The 21,183-nt window shown below is 72.9% G+C and carries 19 protein-coding genes; 14 read left to right on the top strand and 5 right to left on the bottom strand.

Features of this window, described 5'->3' with window-relative positions; genetic code table 11:
• Positions 1-10: 10 nt before the first annotated feature.
• Complete coding sequence (locus CC117_RS02080) at positions 11-571, bottom strand: hypothetical protein (RefSeq protein WP_198541687.1); 561 nt, start codon at positions 569-571, stop codon at positions 11-13.
• Between CC117_RS02080 and CC117_RS02075 the strand changes: the two genes are divergently transcribed.
• The 6 genes from CC117_RS02075 (at position 561) to CC117_RS02045 (ending at position 7,401) form a co-directional block, all read left to right on the top strand.
• Positions 561-1,052 (top strand): MazG-like family protein, encoded by a 492-nt coding sequence (locus CC117_RS02075; RefSeq protein ID WP_131802993.1) that lies wholly within the window; start codon positions 561-563, stop codon positions 1,050-1,052. The two genes, CC117_RS02080 and CC117_RS02075, sit on opposite strands and share 11 nt — an antisense overlap.
• Before the next feature lie 259 nt (positions 1,053-1,311).
• On the top strand, positions 1,312-1,743 hold the full coding sequence (locus CC117_RS02070; protein WP_198541686.1) for a PaaI family thioesterase: 432 nt from the start codon (positions 1,312-1,314) through the stop codon (positions 1,741-1,743).
• A 106-nt stretch (positions 1,744-1,849) separates the two neighbouring features.
• Positions 1,850-3,592 (top strand): serine/threonine protein kinase, encoded by a 1,743-nt coding sequence (locus CC117_RS33975; RefSeq protein WP_084131265.1) that lies wholly within the window; start codon positions 1,850-1,852, stop codon positions 3,590-3,592.
• Positions 3,593-3,938: 346 nt separating this feature from the next.
• Positions 3,939-4,910 (top strand): polyphosphate kinase 2, encoded by a 972-nt coding sequence (ppk2, locus tag CC117_RS02055; protein WP_071081973.1) that lies wholly within the window; start codon positions 3,939-3,941, stop codon positions 4,908-4,910.
• Positions 4,911-5,003: 93 nt separating this feature from the next.
• Positions 5,004-6,488, top strand: coding sequence for an LPXTG cell wall anchor domain-containing protein (locus CC117_RS37215; protein WP_071081972.1), 1,485 nt, complete (start codon positions 5,004-5,006; stop codon positions 6,486-6,488).
• An 85-nt stretch (positions 6,489-6,573) separates the two neighbouring features.
• Positions 6,574-7,401 (top strand): YqjF family protein, encoded by an 828-nt coding sequence (locus CC117_RS02045; protein ID WP_071081971.1) that lies wholly within the window; start codon positions 6,574-6,576, stop codon positions 7,399-7,401.
• 52 nt (positions 7,402-7,453) lie between these two features.
• On the opposite strand, the gene CC117_RS02040 is transcribed toward CC117_RS02045, so the two are convergent.
• Positions 7,454-8,155, bottom strand: coding sequence for an O-methyltransferase (locus tag CC117_RS02040; protein WP_198541685.1), 702 nt, complete (start codon positions 8,153-8,155; stop codon positions 7,454-7,456).
• A 189-nt stretch (positions 8,156-8,344) separates the two neighbouring features.
• Here CC117_RS02040 and hisD point away from each other — a divergent pair, with 189 nt between their 5' ends.
• The 4 genes from hisD to hisH are packed head-to-tail and all read left to right on the top strand — an operon-like array spanning position 8,345 to position 12,126.
• Positions 8,345-9,646: a histidinol dehydrogenase gene (gene hisD / locus CC117_RS02035; RefSeq protein WP_071081970.1), complete on the top strand. Its 1,302-nt coding sequence runs from the start codon at positions 8,345-8,347 to the stop codon at positions 9,644-9,646.
• Positions 9,643-10,869: a histidinol-phosphate transaminase gene (locus CC117_RS02030; protein ID WP_071081969.1), complete on the top strand. Its 1,227-nt coding sequence runs from the start codon at positions 9,643-9,645 to the stop codon at positions 10,867-10,869. Before hisD ends, CC117_RS02030 begins: the two co-directional genes overlap by 4 nt.
• Positions 10,870-10,927: 58 nt before the next feature.
• Complete coding sequence (hisB, locus tag CC117_RS02025; protein WP_071081968.1) at positions 10,928-11,515, top strand: imidazoleglycerol-phosphate dehydratase HisB; 588 nt, start codon at positions 10,928-10,930, stop codon at positions 11,513-11,515.
• Complete coding sequence (gene hisH / locus CC117_RS02020) at positions 11,512-12,126, top strand: imidazole glycerol phosphate synthase subunit HisH (protein WP_071081967.1); 615 nt, start codon at positions 11,512-11,514, stop codon at positions 12,124-12,126. Before hisB ends, hisH begins: the two co-directional genes overlap by 4 nt.
• 41 nt (positions 12,127-12,167) lie before the next feature.
• Here the strand turns inward: hisH and CC117_RS02015 are convergent, their stop codons facing one another.
• Genes CC117_RS02015 through CC117_RS02005 form a run of 3 tightly spaced genes read right to left on the bottom strand, consistent with a single transcriptional unit; the run spans position 12,168 to position 14,913 of the window.
• Positions 12,168-13,154 (bottom strand): ABC transporter ATP-binding protein, encoded by a 987-nt coding sequence (locus CC117_RS02015; RefSeq protein WP_071081966.1) that lies wholly within the window; start codon positions 13,152-13,154, stop codon positions 12,168-12,170.
• Positions 13,155-13,158: 4 nt separating this feature from the next.
• Positions 13,159-14,043: an ABC transporter permease gene (locus tag CC117_RS02010; RefSeq protein ID WP_084131262.1), complete on the bottom strand. Its 885-nt coding sequence runs from the start codon at positions 14,041-14,043 to the stop codon at positions 13,159-13,161.
• A gap of 6 nt (positions 14,044-14,049) precedes the next feature.
• Complete coding sequence (locus CC117_RS02005; protein ID WP_084131259.1) at positions 14,050-14,913, bottom strand: ABC transporter permease; 864 nt, start codon at positions 14,911-14,913, stop codon at positions 14,050-14,052.
• A gap of 122 nt (positions 14,914-15,035) precedes the next feature.
• Between CC117_RS02005 and priA the strand changes: the two genes are divergently transcribed.
• The 4 genes from priA (at position 15,036) to CC117_RS01985 (ending at position 21,094) form a co-directional block, all read left to right on the top strand.
• A complete protein-coding gene (gene priA, locus CC117_RS02000) occupies positions 15,036-15,776 on the top strand; it encodes a bifunctional 1-(5-phosphoribosyl)-5-((5-phosphoribosylamino)methylideneamino)imidazole-4-carboxamide isomerase/phosphoribosylanthranilate isomerase PriA (RefSeq protein ID WP_071081965.1) in 741 nt (246 codons plus the stop codon).
• Complete coding sequence (hisF, locus tag CC117_RS01995; protein ID WP_071081964.1) at positions 15,773-16,537, top strand: imidazole glycerol phosphate synthase subunit HisF; 765 nt, start codon at positions 15,773-15,775, stop codon at positions 16,535-16,537. The genes priA and hisF overlap by 4 nt, the downstream gene beginning before the upstream one ends.
• A 487-nt stretch (positions 16,538-17,024) precedes the next feature.
• Positions 17,025-19,334, top strand: coding sequence for an ABC transporter ATP-binding protein (locus CC117_RS01990; RefSeq protein ID WP_241829732.1), 2,310 nt, complete (start codon positions 17,025-17,027; stop codon positions 19,332-19,334).
• A complete protein-coding gene (locus tag CC117_RS01985) occupies positions 19,331-21,094 on the top strand; it encodes an ABC transporter ATP-binding protein (protein WP_071081962.1) in 1,764 nt (587 codons plus the stop codon). The genes CC117_RS01990 and CC117_RS01985 overlap by 4 nt, the downstream gene beginning before the upstream one ends.
• The last annotated feature ends 89 nt before the right edge of the window (positions 21,095-21,183 follow it).

Raw genomic sequence — 21,183 nt, 5'->3', positions numbered from 1 at the left:
CTTCTCAGTCCTACATCTGGCCGGCGAGGATCGTGGCGGCGAGGGCCATCCGGTGGTCCTTCGACCAGGGCGGCCCGAGCGTCGCCCGCGGGCCGTGCAGGACGTCGTGCGCGCGCCCGGCGAGCAGCCTGACCGCACGCTGCTCCACGTCCCTGGCGTCGAAGAAGTGGACGTCCCAGTGGCGGTCGCGGGCAAGTTCCGCCAGCACCTGGCGGTACATCACCGAGTCGGCCTGGCTCTCGTACGGAGCCCGGCGCTGGACGGCGATGTCGGTGGGGAAGTCCGCCGGCCAGGCTCGGAGCGAGATCGAGACGACCGGTTCGGGCAGGGCGGCGGCGAGTTCGTCCAGCGCCGCCGCCGCTGTTCGAAGAGCCGATGCCCGGACGTGCGCGACCAGGGCCGCGGCGGCGGCGTCGTCGAGGGCCCTGCCCTCGTGGTGGATCGGTGCGGTCGCCATGCCGGGCTCGATCAGCTCGATCCGCCTGCGGTCGGCGACCCTGAGGTCGGCGCCGGCCGCGACCGCCACGGCCCAGCCGAAGTGATGGGCGATGCCCAGGCGCATGGCACCCATTCTTGCTCGTCGCGGTGCGGCGGGCGGGTCTGCCCGGGCCGGTACCGTCGGGACGGTGGACATCCCCCCGAGCAGTCCGGCGAGGCCGGGCGCCCCGCTGCCTGCCGCCGCGATCGACGCCGCCGTGCGTGCGCTCGACGTGAACGACGGCCGGCGGTCGATCGGCCCCGACGAGGCGCTGGCGCTGCGGGTGGTCAAGGTCGCGGAGGAGTGCGGCGAGGCGAGCGCGGCGCTGATCGGCCTGCGGGGCCAGAACCCGCGCAAGGGGCTTTCCTCCGAGCAGCATCTGGTGGACGAACTGTTGGACGTCGCGCTGTCCGCGCTGGTCGCCGCCGCCTCCGTGACCGATGACTGGGCTGACCGCTTCGCCGCCCACGTGACCGCCAGGACGTCCCGGCTGATCGCCGCCGTCGACGGCGGCGCACCGGGTGACGCCGCACTGGGTGGCGCCGCATCCGGCGCCGGAGCCGCGGCCGACTAACGGTCCGTGCGGGCGGGTGCCGATGACCGTCCGCATCCGTTCGAATGGCCCGCCAGCCCGGGTTAGGCTCCGGACCATGCCATCGCCGACCCCGGAAACGCGTGTACCCGTCGAGCCGCAGCCCCCCGAGCCGGGGCACGGCGGAGCGTCACCGGAAACGTCTCCCCCCGGAGGGATCGGGGAACAGCGCACCGCTGGTCGGCGGCAGAAAACCATCAGCTGGGACGACCCTGCCGCCACCGCTGCGCTGGGTATGGGCATGTCCGGCCTGGAGTTTCTGCGCGGCATAGTCGCCGGGACGGTTCCGCCCGCGCCCATCTCCCGGGTTTTCGATTTCCGCCCGGTCTCGGTCGAGGTCGGCGACGTGGTGTTCACCTGCGAGCCGGACGAGTCCGCGTACAACCCGATCGGCGTTGTGCACGGCGGGCTCGTCTGCACTCTGCTGGACACAGCCACCGCCTGCGCGGTGCACACCACCCTGGCCGCCGGAGTCGCCTACACCTCCCTGGAGCTCAAGGTCAGTTATGTGCGTCCCGTCCGCGTCATCCCGGGCCGGGCGAACACGCTGACCGCGCACGGATGGATTGTTCGGCCCGGCCGCCGGGCCGCGTTTGCCGAAGGCGATGTCCGGGACGTGGACGGCCGCGTCGTGGCCACGGCCAGCACCACCTGCCTCGTCATGGAGCCCTGATCCGTCCCGGCTCCGGCGGAGGGCACCCGGGCGGGTCGGCCGCTGACGGTACTTGCCTATAATTTCATTGTGTGGCGTCGGCTGCGCCTGCCCCCGAAGGACGACGATGACCAGTGCCCCGCGGGATTCCCCTGGAGAATCGGAACCGGAGTGGGAAGCCGTCCTGACTCCGCTCACGCCGCAGGATCCCCGGGAGATCGGCGGGTTTCTGACCCGGGCCCGGATCGGCGAGGGCGGCATGGGCACGGTCTACCTCTCCTACACCCCGGGCGGGCGGCCGGTCGCACTCAAGCAGGCCCGCGCGGAGTTCGGCGCCGACCTGGAGTTCCGGCGCCGTTTCGCGCGTGAGGTCGCCATCGCCGCGCGGGTGCAGGGCCTGTTCACCGCGCCGGTCGTCGCCGCGGACGCCGACGCCCGCCTGCCGTGGCTGGCCACGGCCTACGTGGCCGCGCCGTCGCTCGCCGTGGTGATCGCCCGCCACGGCCCGCTGCCGGTCGAGAGCGTCCTGATGCTGGTGGCCGGGGTGGCGGAGGCGCTGGAGTCGATCCACGGTGCCGGCGTGATCCACCGCGATCTGAAACCAGGCAACATTATTCTGGCTGCTGACGGCCCCAGGGTGATCGATTTCGGAATCTCCCGGGCTGTCGAGGGCTCGAGTTCACGCACCCATCCGAGCGTCCTTTTCGGGACGCCCGCGTTCATGGCCCCGGAGCGGGTGCGCGGCGACGATCTGGGTCCCGCTGGTGACGTGTTCGCGCTGGGGTCGACGGCCTACTATGCCGCCACCGGCGAGCTGCCGTTCGGCGTCGACAGCGCGGTGTTCCACCGGATCGCGTACGAGAGCCCGAACTGGCGGCGCTGCCCCGACCAGATCCGGGCGGTACTGGCCCGGTGTGTGGAGAAGGCGCCGGGGGATCGTCCGCGTCCGGCGGAACTCATCGAGCTGTGCCGGCAGGCGTCCACGGATGAACGGCTGCGGGTCGGCGAGGGCTGGCTGCCCGCCACGGTCGCCGGCGAGATCACCCGCTACCAGCTTGCTCCACTCGCGGTAGCGGAACCCGGCGCGGGTCCGGTTCCCTCGCCATCTCAGGCTTCGCCGGCGGTGCCCGCCGAACGCTCCACCGTGGAGATCATCGCCACCGCCACCCCCTCCGGTGATTCCGCCGAAGCCGCCGCGGGCGAGCTTGCCGGGGGAGACACGGCCGCGGACGCCGAAACGCCGCCTGCGCCCCGGCGGCCGGTCTGGGTGCCGTGGATCCTCGGCGGGTCAGGCGCGTTCCTGCTCCTGCTGGCGGTGGGTATAGCTGTGGCGCTCGCAGGCTGGTCGTCCGACGACCCGGACGGGCAGCCGGCGGCGGACCCGCCGGTCGTCGCACTGTCGGACTCCCCGTCGGGGTCGGGGCCTGCGGTGGCGTCCGAGACGGGTCTGTCGACCGGGGGAACGGAACCGGACGCCACTGTGCCGTCGGGATCCGGGCCGGCCGGGACGGCGCAGGCGGGGCTTCTGGCAGACGAGGTGCTGCTGCTGCATGAGGACGCCTACGACCGGGATTCGCTGGTCATCGACTCGCTGCCGCTGGTCGTCACGGACGCGTCCGCGAGTTTCCACGTGCTGTCGGGGAAACTGCTCGGGAAGCGGCTCGCCGCGTGGAGCGACCCCGGTGCGCCGACTGCCGCCGGCTGTGCCCAGGAGCTGCGTCTGCGTCCGGTGGACTCGCTCGCCAACCATCCCGGGGCTCGGTTCTGCGTGCTCGGGACGGAGACACCCCTCATCGCCGCGGGAGAGGTGCAGTCCTACGACGGCGGGGTCAGCACCATCCGGTTCACGGTGTGGGACCGGYGCCTCTGAGAGCGACCGGGCCCCTCCGGGCGACGCGGAGCAGGCGGAAGATCACCCGGAGCAGATGGACGGCCAGGCCTGGGCGCAGGTCCGTCCGGCTCGTCCAGGCCCGGGAGCCGGCGTCCGGAAGGGCCCGACGAGGTGCTTCCTCAGCAAACAGGTGATGAACACCCAGCTCGGGGGAGACCCATCCGGCCGGGCTGGTGATGGGATCGGGCACGACACATCCGRGCCTGACCAGGCGTGACCGGGTCCGGTCCGGCACGCCCCCATCCGCACGCCCGGAACGGGTACGGCACTGACTGACGGACGTGTGCCGCCCGCGTTGCCGAGCGAGACGCCACCGGAGGCTGCGATGAGCGATCTGATCACGGAAACATTCGGTCCGCGGCCTGTCGGGACACTTCCCCGCGAGCTACCGATCGAGTACCTCGGCGTGAATGTCGACGAGCTGCAGGTGGTTGAGGAAGATGCCGACGACGCCACCCTGCTGCGTCCGGACGGGACCTCCGTCGACACCTGGCGGGAGAACTACCCGTACACGCAGCGGCTGTCACGTGACGCCTACGAGAAGGAGAAGCGGCTGCTGCAGATCGAGCTGCTGAAGCTGCAGTACTGGGTGAAGGAGACCGGTCAGCGGGTGGTCCTCGTCTTCGAGGGGCGGGACGCGGCCGGCAAGGGCGGCACCATCAAACGGTTCACCGAGCACCTGAACCCGCGCGGGGCGAGGGTCGTGGCGCTGGAGAAGCCGACCGAGACCGAGCGCGGGTCCTGGTATTTCCAGCGTTATGTCGCGCACCTTCCCACGGCCGGCGAGATCGTCATGTTCGACCGGTCCTGGTACAACCGCGCCGGGGTCGAGCGGGTGATGGGGTTCTGCACCCAGGAGGAGTACCGCGAGTTTCTCCGCCAGACACCCGAGCTCGAGCGGATGCTGGTCCGGAGCGGCATTCATCTCATCAAGCTGTGGTTCTCCGTCTCGCGCAGCGAGCAGCAGACCCGTTTTCTTATCCGTCAGATCGACCCGGTCCGRCAGTGGAAGCTGAGCCCCGTCGACCTGGCCGCCCTCGATCGGTGGGACGCCTACACCGAGGCGAAGGAGTCCATGTTCTTCTACACGGACATTCCCGAGGCTCCGTGGACCGTCATCAAAAGCAACGACAAGCGCCGCGCCCGGGTGGAGGCACTGCGCCATGTCCTGTCCCGGCTTGACTACGCCGGCCGGGACGACTCGGTCATCGGGCACCCTGACCCGCGCATCGTCGGACCGGCGGCGGGCCTACTGGAGACGGGTGAGCAGGCCGGCCGGGAGTTTCCCCGGCTCTGAGCCGCAGGCTATGGACACGGAGAGTAGTCGTTTCTAAGCTCTCTGCTGTTGACGTCTTCGCCGTCAGCCGCGACGGGTGGGGGTGGTCGGTCGATGGGCGTGCGTGTGGAGCCGGTCGCAGCCCCATCCCCCTGGTGCCGCCTGCGACTGCGTGTCGCGCTCTGCCTGGTCCTGGCCGCGTTCGTGCTCCTCGCCGGTGCTGGTGCCGCTGCGGCTGCAGCTCCCGCCGTCGGCGCCGCCGGCCCGGCGACAGGCCTGGCCGGCGCGGGGTGCCTGGGAACCGGGGTCGGCCATTCCCGCCTGCTGGTCGGGGAGATCACGACCTTTGACGGATGCGGCTTCGGGCCCGGGACGGCGGTCGAGATCGCCTCTGGCGGTCGGGTGCTGCAGACGGTGACGGCAGACGGGGCCGGACGGGTTTCGGCACAGATCTCCTTCGCGTCGCCGGGCGTCAAGGTGATCACTGCCCGTGGTGTGGGTGCGCCATCCGCCGTAGCCACCGGAAGCCCGCCTCCGCTGCCGGGGGGCGCCTCGCCCGGCCTCACCCCAGTGGGTACGGGTCATGCCGGCCCAGGCTCCGCGGGTGCCGGCCCGCCGGGTCCTTACGGCCTCACCCCTGCCTCCGGATCGGGCGCAGGGCTGGGACAGGTGCTGTCGCCGGGAACCTCGCCGGCGATGGCCGCGCCGCGCACGCTGTCCGCGACGGTGCTCGTGATCGGGCTGACCGGTRCCACCGGTGCCACCGGTGCCGCCGGCGCCACTGGTGGCCGTGCTGGTGCTGGTGCTGGTGCCCTCGGCGGTGCCGGTGCCGGTGCCGGCGGCGGGGCCCCGGACGGCGCCTGGCCGCCCCCGCAGTCCAGCGGGCTGACCCCGACCGATGTTCTGGCGCTGCTCGCGTTGCTGCAGAGCCAGGCGAACCAGCGGGGCTCCGCCGTCGTGAGCGGCACGGGAACGCCCGACCTGGGGGACTTCGCGCTGGGTGACCTGCTCGGGGCTGAGGAGGTGGCCGCCGAGGAGGAGGCCGTGGCCGGAGAGCCGGTGCCGGCCGCACAGCCGCCTGCGCCGTCGGCGCCCGTTGCGGGTGCCGGCGCGGTCGCTGGTGCGGCGACCGCGCAGCCCGCCGTCACCGCCGACCCCGGCGGCGAGCTTCCGCTGACCGGCGTCTCGGGGACCGCCCTGACGCTGCTCGCCGGCGGACTGCTCGCCGGCGGGTTCTGGTGGCTGCGCCGTCGCCGCGAGTTCTACGTGCGGCAGTTCGCGGGCGGGCCCGCTGTGCCGTGGGGCCCGCCGGGGCCGGTGGGCCCCGTGCCACCGGCGGGCTGGGGGCCCGGCGGCTGGCCGGGCTGGCCGGGCTGGCCGGGCTGGCAGGGAATGCAGGGCTGGCAGGGAATGCCGGGCTGGCAGGGGTCGCAGGACGGGTCCTGGCCCGGCCCGCCCAGCAGACCTGATGGCCAGGATCCGCAGGATGGGCCGACGGTGGGCGGACCCGGCTCCTCATGGTGGTGGCCAGCTGAACCTGGCCCGCCCGGTGGACGCCAGGCTGCGCCGAACGACTCCGGTGGGTCTGACCGAGTCTGACCGAGTCTGATCACGGCTGGTCGCCGGCCGGTCGCTGGCACCCTCCAGGACGCCCCAGGAGCGCGAGACGTCCATTATCACCCTTATGTATACGGATGAAACGAATCCGGAAGGAGCGGAGGGCTCCGTTCTGCCGACCTCGGACCGGCCCGCTGTCGGGCCGGTCTGCCCGTTCACGGTCGAGCGGCCCGCCTCGCTCCAGCGCTGGGAGCGGCTGACGTTCGTGCACTGGCCGTTCGAACCCGACCTGGTGCGCGCACTGCTGCCGCCGGAGCTGGAGGTCGATGCCATCGACGGTCGCGCCTGGGTCAGCCTGGTGCCCTTCACCATGCGGGTGGCGACCGGTCGGGGCTGGTCGGTTCCGTGGGTGTCCACGTTTCCGGAGACGAACGTCCGGACGTATGTCGTGGACCGCCTGGGCCGGCGCGGTGTCTGGTTCTTCTCCCTGGACGCGGCCCGGCTCGGCGCCGTCCTGGTGGCTCGGAGCGGTTACCGGTTGCCCTATCTGTGGTCCGCGATGACGCTCTCCGGACCTGACGGGCTGCCTGCGGGGCCCGGGCCCCGGCCGGGGCCCGGCGAGGTCCGGTACGGGAGCCGTCGCCGCTGGCCCGGCCCGCGAGGTACGTCCTGCCGGCTGCGGGTGCGGATCGGTGCGGCCTACCGCGATGACGAGCTGGGCCCGCTGGACCATTTCCTCACCGCCCGCTGGCGGCTGTACAGCGCGACCGGGCCGGCCCACCGGGCGATCCGGGCCAGCCACGACCCGTGGCCGCTGTACCGGGCCCAGGTGACGGAGCTCGATGACGGGTTGCTGCGGGCGGCCGGGCTCACCCCGCCGCCGGGCGACCCGCTCGCGCACTACTCGCCGGGCGTCGACGTCAGGATCGGCCGCCCGGAGCAGTACCTGTTGTGATGTGCCCGGGCCCGGGCCCGGACCACCGTACGGCGGACGGCTGTTCCGGCCTCTACGGCAGCTTCCGCGCGATCGTCAGCCCGTCCGCGACGGGGAGGAAGACGACCTGCACGCGGGCGTCGGCGGCGAGCGCCGCGTTGAAGCCACGGACCGCGACGACATTGGGACTGTCCTCCTGCTCGTCCAGCACGCGCCCGGACTGCAGCACGTTGTCCACGATGATCAGCCCGTTGGTGTTCATCCGGGGGAGCAGCAGTTCGAAGTAGGCGGGGTACGACTGCTTGTCGGCGTCGATGAAGGCCAGGTCGAAGGTGGGCTCCTCGGGCAGCGCCGCCAGCGCCTCGGCGGCCGGCCCCAGGCGCAGCTCGACCCGGTCACTCACCCCGGCCCGCTCCCAGTAGCGACGCGCGACGGACGTCCACTCGTCGTTGACGTCGAGGCACAGCAGGTGCCCGCCCGGTGGCAGGCCCCGGGCCATGCACAGAGACGAGTACCCGGTGAACGTCCCGATCTCGATCGCCCGGGACGGCGCGAGCGCCGCGGTCAGAATCGTCAGGAGCGCGCCCTGCTCGGCGGGAATCTGCATCCGCGCGGCGTCGCCGAGCGCTGCCGTCTCGGCGGCGAGATCGGCCAGGATGTCGTCCGGCGGTGAACCGTGGGCGACCAGGTAGCCGTGCAGGGCCGGCGGCAGGAAGCCCGACTTGCCGGAGTAGGTGTTCCCGCTGGTCGGGGCAACGTCCGCGCTGTCAGTCACCGGCCGAGGCTATCGGACCTGATCTGCCGCCGGCGTCAGCCCACCGGTCGGTCGACGCGGCTGCCGACGCGGTGTCGAAGCTGATCCGTTCCTCGCACCGAATCTGTCGGATCGGACGCATTGTCGTGTCGTGTTGTGGTATTCCCGAAGAATTCCACTCCTCGGATCGGCGGCCGGGCCGATACGCTCATGGGCGTGCTCAGAAGGCTCGATCTGCGTTCCACGACTCCCAGCGCCGCGGAGGTCCGCCGGCTGTTCCCGCGGGCAGCCGTCGATGTCGACGTGGCGATCGAGGCGGTCCGCCCCGTCTGCGACGACGTCCGCGACCGCGGTGACGCGGCCGTTCTCGACGCGGCCGAGCGGTTCGACCGGGTGCGCCCCGCGGGCCTGCGGGTGCCGGCCGAGGTCCTCGCCACGGCGCTCGCCGAGCTCGACCCGGCGGTCCGCGACGCGCTGACCGAGGCGATCCGGCGGGCCCGGCTGGTCCATCGCGCGCAGCTGCGGGAACCGGTCGCCGTCGAGGTCGCTCCGGGAACGACGGTCACCGAGAGGTGGATTCCGGTCGAGCGGGTCGGGCTCTACGTGCCGGGCGGGCGGGTCGCCTACCCCAGCAGTGTGGTCATGAACGTGGTCCCGGCCCAGGAGGCCGGAGTGGGGTCGCTGGCCGTCGCCTCTCCGCCGCAGGTCGACAACGGCGGGCTGCCGCACCCGGTCGTGCTGGCGGCCTGCGCGCTGCTCGGCGTCGACGAGGTCTACGCGGCCGGGGGCGCCCAGGCCGTGGCGATGTTCGCCCACGGCACCGAGAGCTGCCCGCCGGTCGATGTGGTCACCGGCCCGGGCAACGTCTACGTGACGGCGGCGAAGCGCCTGCTCCGCGGCATCGTCGGGGTCGACGCCGAGGCAGGGCCGACCGAGGTCGCCATCCTCGCCGACGGTTCGGCCCGGGCGGACTTCGTCGCCGCCGACCTGATCGCCCAGGCGGAGCACGACCCGATGGCGGCGTGCCTGCTGGTCACGACGTCGGTCGAGCTTGCCGACACGGTGGACGTCGAGCTCGACAAGCAGGTCCCCGTCACCCGGCACCGAGACCGGGTGGCCGAGGCCCTGGCCGGCCAGGGCGGGGTGGCGCTCGTCGCCGACCTTGACGCCGGCCTGGCCGTCGTCGACGCGTGGGCCGCGGAGCACCTGGAGATCCAGACGGTGGACGCCGCGGCGGTCGCAGCCCGGGTGCGGAACGCGGGTGCGATCTTCGTGGGGCCGTACGCGCCGGTGCCGCTGGGTGACTACCTGGCCGGTTCCAACCACGTTCTGCCGACCGGTGGCACGGCGCGGCACTCCGGTGGTCTTGCCGTGTCCGCGTTCCAGCGCCAGGTTCACGTCGTGGAGTGCACGGACGAGGCGCTCGCCGACATCGCGCCGCGCATTGCCGCGCTCGGCGGCGCCGAGGATCTGATCGGGCACGTCGATGCGGTGGAGGTTCGGGCGCGATGACCAGCAGCACCAACGCGGCGGGAGGCGCCGCCGCCGGCACGGCCGTCGCCGGTGGCGAACGTGCCGCCAGGCGGGTCGTCACACTGGACGACCTGCCCCTGCGCGATGACCTGCGCGGGCTGTCGCCCTACGGGGCGCCGCAGATCGACGTCCCGGTGCGGCTGAACACGAACGAGAACCCGCACCCGCCGTCGCCCGGGCTCGTCGACGCCCTGGGCAAGGCCGCGACGCTGGCCGCGACCGAGGCGAACCGCTATCCGGACCGCGAGGCCGAGGCGCTGCGCGCCGACCTCGCCTACTACCTGACCCCGGATGCCGGCTTCGGGGTGACGGCCGCCCAGGTCTGGGCCGCCAACGGGTCGAACGAGATCATCCAGCAGCTGTGCCAGGTCTTCGGCGGTCCTGGGCGCAGCGCCGTCGGCTTCGAGCCGTCCTACTCGATGCACCGGCTGATCGCGCTGGCCACGGCCACCGGCTGGGTCGCCGAGCAGCGGGCGGCGGACTTCACTCTCAGCGCCGACCAGGTCGCCGGCGCGATCCGCCGGCACCGCCCGGCTCTGCTGTTCCTGTGCTCACCGAACAACCCCACTGCCACCGCGATCGACCTGGACGTCATCACCGCCGCCTGTGAGGCGATGGGCGAGGTCGGATCGGGCGTGGTGGTGGTCGACGAGGCCTACGGGGAGTTCCGCCGGGCCGGTGTGCACAGCGCCCTCACCCTGCTGCCGGCGCAGCCCCGGCTGGTGGTCACCCGCACGATGAGCAAGGCGTTCGCGCTCGCGGGTGCCCGGGTCGGGTACCTGGCGGCGCACCCGGCTGTCGTCGACGCGCTGCAGCTGGTGCGGCTGCCCTACCATCTCTCCTCGTTCACCCAGGCGGTCGCGCGCACCGCGCTGGCGCACGCCGACGAGCTGCTCGGCACCGTCGACGCGGTCAAGGCCCAGCGTGACCTGCTGGTACGGTCCCTGCCGGAACTGGGCTGCGAGGTGGCGCCGAGCGACGCGAACTTCGTCCTGTTCGGCCGGTTCACCGACCAGCACGCCGTGTGGCAGGGCCTGCTCGACGCCGGCGTGCTCGTGCGGGACCTCGGCCTCGACGGCTGGCTGCGGGTCACCGCCGGGCTGCCGGCCGAGACGGACGCCTTCCTCGCCGCGCTGCRCACGGTGCTCGCCGACCGCCCGTCCCTGCTGCGCCCAGCACCGGTGAGCCCGCCGGTCGGCTGAGCGAACACCAGCCCCGAAACCGTCACCGCAGACCCGACAGAAGCCGCAAGGGACCCGCATGGCACGCACCGCCCGGATCGAGCGCAGCACCAAGGAATCGCACGTCCTCATCGAGCTCGACCTCGACGGGACGGGCCGGGCGTCGTCCGAGACCGGCGTCCCGTTCTTCGATCACATGATGGAGCAGCTCGGCAAGCACGGCGGCTTCGACCTCACCGTGCGGACCAAGGGCGACCTGCACATCGACGCCCATCACACGGTCGAGGACACGTCCATCGCCTTCGGGGCGGCGCTGCGGGAGGCTCTCGGTGACAAGGCCGGGATCCGGCGGTTCGGGGACGCGACCGTGCCGCTCGACGAGGCGCTCGTGCAGTCCGCGGTGGACCTGTCCGGCCGGCCCTACTGCGTCCACGTCGAACCGGAGCTGGTCGGGCTGATCGGCACCTACGACACGACCCTCACCCGGCACGTCTTCGAGTCGATCACCGCCTCGGCGCGGATCGCGCTGCACGTGCGGGTGCTGTCCGGGCGTAACGCGCACCACGTCGTCGAGGCCCAGTTCAAGTCCGTCGCCCGCGCGATGCGTGACGCGGTGGCCCTCGACGCCCGGGTGGCCGGCGTCCCGTCCACCAAGGGTGTGCTGTGAGCGGCGGGCAGCCGAACGTCGTCGTCCTCGACTACGGCTCGGGGAACCTGCGGTCCGCCGAGCGGGCCGTCGCCCGCGTCGGTGCCCAGGTGACCGTGACGGCTGATCTCGACGCCGCGCGGGCCGCGGACGGCCTCGTCGTCCCCGGCGTGGGTGCCTTCGCGGCCTGCATGGCCGGCCTGACGGCGGTCGGTGGCGGGGCCGTCGTGCACGAGCGGCTCGCGGCCGGGCGGCCCGTCCTCGGGATCTGCGTCGGCATGCAGATCCTCTACGAGCTCGGCGACGAGCACGGGGTGCGGACAAAAGGCCTCGGCGTGCTCGCCGGCAGCGTGGAGCGGCTGTCCGCGCCCGTCCTGCCGCACATGGGCTGGAACGTCGTCGCGCCGCCGCCTGCGTCCGTCCTGTTCGCGGGGGTCGATGCCRGCACGCGTTTCTACTTCGTGCACTCCTACGCCGCCCGGCCGCGGCCCGGGGACACTGTTGCCGAGCACGGCGAGGCCTTCGCCGCCGCGGTCGAGCGCGGGCCACTGACGGCGACCCAGTTCCACCCGGAGAAGTCCGGGGACGCCGGAGCCCACGTCCTGGAGAACTGGCTGCGCACCCTGAACTGATCGCACGCCACCTCCTGTCGTCGGCCACCTCCTGCGGAGGTCTACCCGACTCTCGGCGCCGGGAGGCGGTCGGTCGTGTAGAGGCGCGCGACGATGTCCTCGATCGCCGGCTCGCCGACGGTCAGATCCACCAGCGGATAGCGGGCCGCCACCTCGCTGACCAACGGTGCCGCGCTCGTGTCCGCCGGGAACTGCAGCCACTGCCGAGTCCCTTCCACGCGCACGACCTCGGCTCCCTCCACAGCCATCGCCGGCATCGACACGGCCAGGTCGACCCGCAGCGTCCGCACGCCGCCGATGCGCGCCCGCAGCGCCGCCAGCTCACCGTCGAAGCCGAGCCGGCCGTGGTCGATGACCATCACCCGGCGGCAGAGCTGCTCGACGTCGCCCATGTCGTGGGTTGTCAGCAGGATCGTCGTCCCCTGCTCGCGGTTCGTCCGCTCCAGGAACGAACGGACGGCGGCCTTGGAGACCACGTCCAGACCGATCGTCGGTTCGTCCAGGTAGACGACCTCGGGGTTGGGGAGGAAGGCCGCGGTGATGGTCCCGCGCATCCGCTGTCCCAGCGAGAGCTGGCGCACCGGGGTGTCGACGAACGGCCCCAGGTCCAGCAGGTCGACGAACTCGTCGAGGTTCCGGCGGTACCGCTCGGGCGGGATCCGGTAGATGCGGCGGACCAGTTCGAAGCTGTCGCGGAGCGGGAGGTCGTACCACAGAGCCGAGCGCTGGCCGAACACGACGCCGATGCGCCGGGCGAGCCGCAGCCGCTGCCGGGACGGATCGAACCCGGCCACCCGCAACCGCCCGCCGGACGGGGTGAGAATGCCGACCAGCATCTTGATCGTGGTGCTCTTGCCCGCCCCGTTGGGCCCGAGGTAGCCCACCATCTCGCCGGCCCGCACGGTGAACGACAGGTCCGAGACGGCGTGCAGGACGGATCTCTCCCGGCGCATCCAGCCGGTGCGCCGCCGCAGCACGAACGTCCGGGTGACGTTCTGGACGTCGATCGCGGTGTCGCTGTCAGGCATCGGCTCAGCCCCCCACGCCGCGGTAGTGACGGATCCCCGACCGCCACGCCGTCGCGGYGGCGGCGGCGCAGACGAYGGCGACGGGCAGGGAGAGGAAGCGGGTGAACGCCGGCAGGCCGAACGGGTCCGGCCGGTCGAGGACGAACAGTGCCGGCTGCCAGTTCACGAAGGCGATCGGGAGGACCACGGTCATCAGCAGGGCGGCGCGGCGCCCGTAGACCGTGAGCGGGTACTGCGTCGCCAGTGCCGAGCCCTGCCGGACGGCGCTGACCGCGAGGCTCGAGTCCGGCGCGACGAACAGAACGGCTGCGATGCCGACAGCGAGACTGATACTGATCAGCGTCCCGCAGGCGATCATCGCGGGGAGCAGCGCGACGCGGGCCGGGGTCCAGTCGACGTCCAGTGCGGCGACACTGACCGCGAGAACGGCGACCGGCTGGACGATCCGGCTGAGACGCTGCGGCGAGAAGTCCATCGTCGCGCACTGCACGAGCACGCTGACCGGGCGGATGAGTACCGCGTCCATCCTGCCCTCCTTGATATGCCAGCCGAGCTGGTCGAGCGGGCCGGCCATGGCCTCGGCGAGGGCGAACGCCAGCGCGGACGTCCCGTAGAGGAACGCGACCTCGGTCAACGAGAAGCCGTCGAGGTCCGACAGGTGGGCGAAGATGATGCTGATCGTGGCGAGGTCCAGGGCCGCGCCCGCCATCTCCACCAGGGTGTACAGCACCAGCGAGACGCGGTACTGCGCGGCCGAGCGGAACGCCGCGCCGACCAGCAGCAGGTAGCTGCCGGCCTCCGTGCGCAGCAGCCCGATCCGCTCGCCGATCCGCTCGCCGGTCCGCTCGCCGGTCCGTTCGTCGGTCCGTTCGTCGGTCCGTTCGTTCATCGGCGCTCATCCACCCTGCACGACGAGGCGGCGCAGGCCCGCGGTCGTCAGCGCCCTGGCGGAGAGCAGCAGGAGCACGGCCCAGACGGCCTGGAACGCGAGCGCCTGCAGGGCCCCACCGTCCGCCGTGCCGAGGTAGAGATCCATCGGGACCTGCACCACGGCCCCGAACGGCGCCAGCCCGGCGATCGTGCCGAGTGGCCCGGGAAACAGGGAGAGGGGGAGCACCGCCCCGGAGAAGAACATCATCACGAGCGCGGAGACCGCCTGCACGCCCCGGGCGTCCGTCATCCAGAACGCACTGAGACCCACCAGATAGCGCAGCCCGAAGCTGACGAGCAGGGCGAGGCCGAGGCTCGCCGCGAAGGCGGCACAGGCGCCGGTCGACGCGGGCCGGCGCAGATCGAACAGGAGCGCGCCGACGACGGCGGCCGGCACCGCCCGGCTGGCGAAGTAGACCGCGGCCCGGCCCACCTCCAGCCCGAGCCACCAGCGCTGGAAGCCCACCGGGCGGACCAGGTCGACCTCGATCGACCCGTTCCGGATCCGCCAGGGCATGTCGATCATGCCGCCGAACACGGCGAAGGTCGTCACCAGCGACTGCCCGAGCACGGTGAAGGTGATGGCGGCCGTGCTGTCGTAGCCGGCGAGGTCGGGCCGCTCCGCCCAGACGGCAAGCGCCACGTGCCCGCGCAGCACGATCAGGATGATGCTCGACAGGATGGACGCCGCGACTGTCGCGCGGTAGCAGAGCAACCGGCGCGCGGCGGCGGACGCGACCGCGCACCACATTCGCGCGCAGCCCACGGCGCCGGCCCCGAACGGGCGTGCGGCCGCCGCGACCGGACTCGCCAGGTCGGAGATCACCACAGCCAACCTAGGGCCCGCGGGTCCGGCACACCGGCGATTCTGGTCAACGTGTAGGCGGCGCGGCCAGGCGTTCGCGGGGGAGACCACGGCCGGCCCCGTCGGCGGACCCGTAGGGTGGTCACGTGACGCTGACGCTGCTACCCGCGGTGGACGTGGCCGACGGCCAGGCCGTCCGCCTGGTCCAGGGCGAGGCCGGATCCGAGACCTCCTACGGCGACCCCCGCGAGGCGGCGCTGACCTGGCAGCGCGACGGCGCCGAGTGGATCCACCTCGTCGACCTCGACGCCGCCTTCGGCCGCGGCTCCAACCGTGACCTGATCGCCGAGGTCGTGCGCTCCGTCGACGTGGCTGTCGAGCTCTCCGGCGGCATTCGTGACGACGAGACGCTCGATGCCGCACTGGCGACCGGCGCCGCCCGGGTCAACATCGGCACCGCCGCGCTGGAGAACCCGGACTGGGTCCGCGCGGCCATCGACCGGGTCGGCGACCGGATCGCGGTCGGCCTCGACGTGCGCGGCACCACCCTCTCCGCCCGCGGCTGGACGCGCGACGGCGGCGAGCTGTTCGAGGTGCTCGCCCGCCTCGACGCCGATGGCTGCGCCCGCTACGTCGTCACCGACGTGCGACGCGACGGGACGCTGACCGGCCCCAACGTCGAGCTGCTGCGGTCGGTGACCGCCGTGACGAACCGCCCGGTGGTCGCCAGCGGCGGAGTCTCCTCCCTGGCGGACCTCAGCGCGATCGCCGCGGTCCCCGGCGTCGAGGGCGCCATCATCGGCAAGGCGCTGTACGCCGGCGCGTTCACACTGCCCGAGGCGCTGGCAGTGGCGGCGCGGGAACCCGCGGTCCCGGGCACGCCGTGACGGTCGCCGTCCGGGTGATCCCCTGCCTCGACGTCGACGGCGGCCGGGTGGTCAAGGGCGTGAACTTCACCGATCTCCGGGATGCCGGTGACCCGGTGGAGATGGCCCGTCTCTACGACGCCGAAGGCGCCGACGAGCTGACCTTCCTGGACATCACCGCGTCCAGCGGCAACCGGGAGACCACCTACGACATCGTCCGGCGGACCGCCGAGCAGGTCTTCATCCCGCTGACCGTCGGCGGGGGAGTGCGCGCCGTCGAGGACGTCGACCGTCTCCTGCGCGCCGGGGCCGACAAGGTCGGGATCAACACGGCCGCGGTGGCCCGCCCCGAGCTCGTGCGCGAGTGCGCGCTGCAGTTCGGCAGCCAGTGCATCGTGCTGTCAGTCGACGCCCGGCGCTCCAGCGAGCCTGGCGGCCCGTTGTTCGAGGTGACCACGCACGGCGGCCGTCGCGGCACCGGCATCGACGCGGTGGAGTGGGCCGCCCGCGCCGTCGAGCTGGGCGCCGGCGAGATCCTGCTGAACTCGATGGATGCCGACGGCACCCAGGACGGCTACGACCTGCAGATGATCAGTGCGGTCCGCGCGGTGGTGGATGTCCCGGTGATCGCCAGTGGCGGCGCGGGGAAGCTCGACCACTTCGCCCCCGCCGTCGGCGCCGGCGCGGACGCCGTGCTCGCCGCCAGCGTCTTCCACTTCGGCCGGATGCGGATCTCCGAGGTGAAGGAGCGCCTGAGAGACGCGGCCATCCCGGTGCGCTGACCCCCGGTGCGCTGACCCCCGGTGCGCTGACCCCCGGCGTGCCGACCCCAGCGTGCTGGCCCTCCCGTCGCGTCGGCACCGGCGCTCTGGCCCTGCCGCTGCCACCGGGAGGCTGCTGCCCGATCGCCGGTGCCTGCTGGGTCGGTCGCCGCTGGCCGGTCGAGGTGCCTCGCGGCTGTCCGCGGCCGGGCGCAGGGGGCGCCGGGAGGCCAGGGAGCGGCCCGCGAACACCGACCGAACATCGGTTGTCCAGCAGCGGTCAGGTCGCCGATCGTGGCGGTCAGGGCCCGGCCACCGGGCCAGTATGGCGGCGCGTACCGGCACTGGCACGAGCACCGCTGCTCGCCGGCCGCAGGCCGGATGCCTGGCCCGTCCTCCCAGGCGGGCGGGACTTTTGTGCTGGTCGGCCGTGTTGTTGGACGGGCCGGGGCCGTCGCGTCCCACAGCGGTAGCGATCCGGTAGCGATGGTGAAACGGAGGAGCAGCATTGCCCGGTGAACCCGCATCCAGCCTGGTGTCCGGTCAGGGGGCACCGATCGCCGCCACCACCGCCGGCAGGCGGCCTCCCCGCCGCGTGACGCGCTCCGCCGCGGTGTCCGAGGTGACCCCACAGGCGGCCCCGAACGCACCCGGGGGTGCTGCGGCCGGGGACGCCTCGGCCGAGGGCACGTCGGCAGGGGGAGCCCAGGACGGGGTGATCCGGCGCGGGCTGGGTGTCCTCGCGATCGCGGTACGCGAGGAGCCGCGGATCTTCGTCGCGGCGGTGGCTGGAAGCTCGCTCTACGCTCTCGCGACAGTGGCGAGCTCACTCGCGCTGGGCGAGATCACCGAGCGGGTGATCGTGCCGAGCATCCGGAACGAGCACGCCGACTGGAGCACCGTCCTCGCGGTCGGGGCGATCATGGTCGGGATCGGGCTCGCGCGAGCCTGCGGGTTGTTCTTCCGTCGCCTGGTCTCCGGCATGATGCAGTATCGGCTCCAGGCCACCTACCGGCGCCGCGTCACGCGCCAGTACCTTCACCTGCCGCTGGCCTGGCACCAGCGGCACCCGACCGGCTCGCTGCTGTCGAACGCGAACGCGGACGTCGAGGCCACCTGGGCGCCGATCGCCCCGCTGCCCTTCGCCGTCGGTGTGCTGGTGATGCTGGCCGCCGCGCTCGTCCTGCTGATCCTCACCGATCCGCTTCTCGCCCTGGTGGGATGTGTCGTGTTCCCCGCCTTCGGGGTGGTGAACATCGTCTACGGCCGCTGGGTGTCACCGCTGTACGGCCGGGTCCAGCGGCTGCGCGGCGAGGTCAGCGCGGTCGCCCACGAGTCGTTCGACGGGGCGCTCGTCGTCAAGACCCTCGGCCGGGAGACCGACGAGACGGAGCGCTTCACCGGCAAGGCACACGAGCTGCGGGACGCGATGGTCCGCGCCGGCCGGATCCGTGGCCTGTTCGACCCGGTCATGGAGGCGCTGCCCAACCTGGGCGTGCTCACGGTGATCCTGGTCGGCGCGGTGCGCATCGACAACGGCTCCCTCACGGTGGGGGAGCTGGTGCGGGTCGCCTATCTGTTCACCCTGCTGGCCTTCCCGATCAGGTCGATCGGATGGGTCTTCGGTGAGCTTCCGAGGTCCGTCGTCGGCTACGAGCGGGTGGCGGCGGTGCTTGCGGCCCGCGGCGGGCTCAGCCACGGGACGGCCGCCCTGCACGGGACCGACCCGGCCACACTGCGTGTCACCGGCGTCGGCTACGCCTATCCGCAGCCGGCGGCGGCGCCGGCCCCGCCCACGGGCCCCGAAGCACTCGCCACCGATCTGCTCCCCCCCGAGGCCGCCACCGACACGTCGTCCGTCGACGCGACCGGCGCCTCCGCCTCCGTGGCTGCCGCTGCCACCGATGCCGATGCCGACGCCGACCGGCAGGCGCTGGCCGCGGTCACCTTCGAGGTACGTCCCGGCCGGGTGGTGGCGCTGACCGGCCGCACCGGAGCCGGCAAGTCGACTCTGGTCAACCTGCTGGCCCGCCTCGTCGACCCCGATGTCGGCACGGTCCGCGTCGACGGCACGGACCTGCGCGACCTCGCTGCCGGCGAAGTGGCCCGCACGGTCGCGCTCGTCCCCCAGCAGACCTTCCTGTTCGACGACACCGTGCGCGCGAACGTCACCCTGGGGCTTGACCTGGACGACGACGAGGTGTGGGAGGCGCTGCGGCGGGCCCAGGCGGACCGGTTCGTCCGCGCCCTTCCCGCTGGCCTCGACACCCGGGTCGGGGAGCGGGGCACCACGCTCTCCGGCGGTCAGCGGCAGCGGATCGGCCTGGCCCGCGCGCTGGTGCGCCAACCGCGGATGCTCATCCTGGACGACGCGACATCCAGCGTCGACCCGCGGATCGAGGCGTCCATCCTCGCCGATCTGCGGCAGCGGGCGGGGGCGTCCACCGTCGTGATCGTCGCCTACCGCCGTTCGACGGTCGAGCTCGCCGACGAGGTCGTGTTCCTCGCCAACGGCCGGGTCGCCGCCCAGGGAACCCACGCCGAACTGCTGGGCCGCTCGCCCGGTTACGCCGAGCTGCTCACTGCCTACGACAGCGCCGCGCAGGCGCGCGCGGACGCGCTGGCGGCGGCGCCCGCCCCGGCTGTCCCGCCAGCACCCACCCAGGCGACTGGCCTCGCATCGTCCGTGGCTGCTGCCGGCTCGGCGGACGGAACGGTGCCGGCGCAGCCGTCGGACCTGGCCGTGGATCCGGCGGCGGAGCCGGTCCCGACCGCCGACCACCGGGTGCCGGTGGCAGACAAGGACGGGGCCCGATGAGCGACGGCCTGGTGGCGACTGCCGGCCGCCTGCGCCGGCTGGTGCCGGAGCTGACCGCCGGTATCCGCGGGACGCTCGCGCTGGCCGCCCTCGCCACCGTCGGCAAGGTTGTCATTCCGGTGGTCATCCAGCAGACGCTCGACCGTGGTGTCGGGGACGACGGCGCCGACCTCGGCCTGGTCGGTACATCCGTCGCCGTCGCGGCCGTCGCGATCCTGATCACCGGCTTCGCGGCGTTCCGGATGAACGTGCGGCTCTACCGGATCTCGGAGAGCGCGCTGGCCACGCTGCGGATCCGTGCGTTCCGCCATGTCCACGACCTGTCGATGCTGAGCCAGTCCGAGCAGCGGCGCGGGTCGCTGACCTCGCGGGTGACCAGCGACGTCGACACGATGTCGCAGTTCCTGCAGTTCGGCGGCGTGATGCTGATCGTCGCGTCGGGGCAGATGCTGATCGCCACGATCCTGATGTTCGTCTACTCCTGGCAGCTCGCCCTGCTCGTGTACGCCTTCTTCGTCCCGCTGGTCCTGGCCACCCACCGCTTCCAGCGGCGGCTGGCCCGCCGGTACGGCGTGGTCCGCGAGCGGGTCGGTGACATGCTCGGTGCGATCGCCGAGTCGGTGGTCGGCGCCCAGGTCGTGCGGGCCTACGGATCGCAGGGCCGCACCGCCCGCCGCATCGACACCACGGTGGAGAACTACCGCTCCGCGCAGACCGGCGCGCAGACGCTGGTGGCCGGGGTGTTCGCGGGTGTCGAGGGCGTCGCGTCGCTGACCACGGCGGCGGTGGTCGTGGTGGGCGTGCTGCTCGGTGTCGACGGTTCGCTGACCACCGGTCAGCTGGTGGCGTTCCTGTTCCTGCTCACCCTGTTCATCATGCCGATCCAGTCGCTGACCGAGGTGCTCAACGACGGCTCCAACGCCTTCGCGGGGCTTCGCCGTGTCCTCGACGTCCTGGACACTCCCACGGACATCCGTGACCCGGCCGCGGACGGCGCGGGCCGCGCACTGCCCGCCGGACCACTCGGTGTCCGCTTCGACCAGGTCGGCTTCGCCTACCCCGGCGGCCCTCCGGTCCTGCACGAGGTCACCCTCGACCTCGCGCCGCGCAGCCGGGTGGCCGTCGTCGGCGAGACCGGCTCCGGCAAGACGACCCTGGCCAAGCTGCTGACCCGCCTCATGGACCCGACCAGCGGAACAGTGCTGATCGGCGGTGTCCCCCTCTCCGACGTGCGCTTCGACTCGCTACGCCGCCGCGTGGTCATGGTGCCGCAGGACGGCTTCCTGTTCGACCTCTCCATCGCGGACAACGCCCGCTACGGGCGGCCCGACGCCACCGACGCGCAGATCGAGGCGGCATTCGTGGAGCTGGGGCTCGGGGAATGGCTCGCCGGCCTGCCCGCCGGGATCCGCACACCGGTCGGCGAACGGGGAGAGCTGCTCTCCGCCGGCGAACGACAGCTCGTCGCGCTGGCCCGCGCCCAGCTGGCCGACCCCGACCTGCTCGTCCTCGACGAGGCGACCTCCGCCGTCGATCCCGCAACCGAGGTGCGGATCGCCGCAGCGCTGCTCGCGCTGACCCGGCACCGGACCTCGGTCACGATCGCGCACCGGCTGTCGACCGCCGAAGCGGCCGACGACGTGATCGTGATGGATGCCGGCCGGGCGGTCCAGCGCGGGGCGCATGCCGATCTCGTCGCCGTCCCCGGCGTCTACCGGCGCCTGCACGAATCCTGGGCCGCCGGAGTCGCGGCCAGCTGACCACTGCCGGCCCGCGCGTGGGTCGCGCGCGGCGGCCCACGCGGAGGCGGCTCGACGGGTGCCCGGCCGACGGCCGGCCGCGTCTGCGG

Origin of the sequence: Parafrankia colletiae (genome assembly GCF_001854655.1) — a bacterium.
Taxonomy (GTDB): domain Bacteria; phylum Actinomycetota; class Actinomycetes; order Frankiales; family Frankiaceae; genus Parafrankia; species Parafrankia colletiae.
Note: the sequence above shows the minus strand (reverse complement) of the source record. Positions and strands in the feature narration are given on the sequence as shown.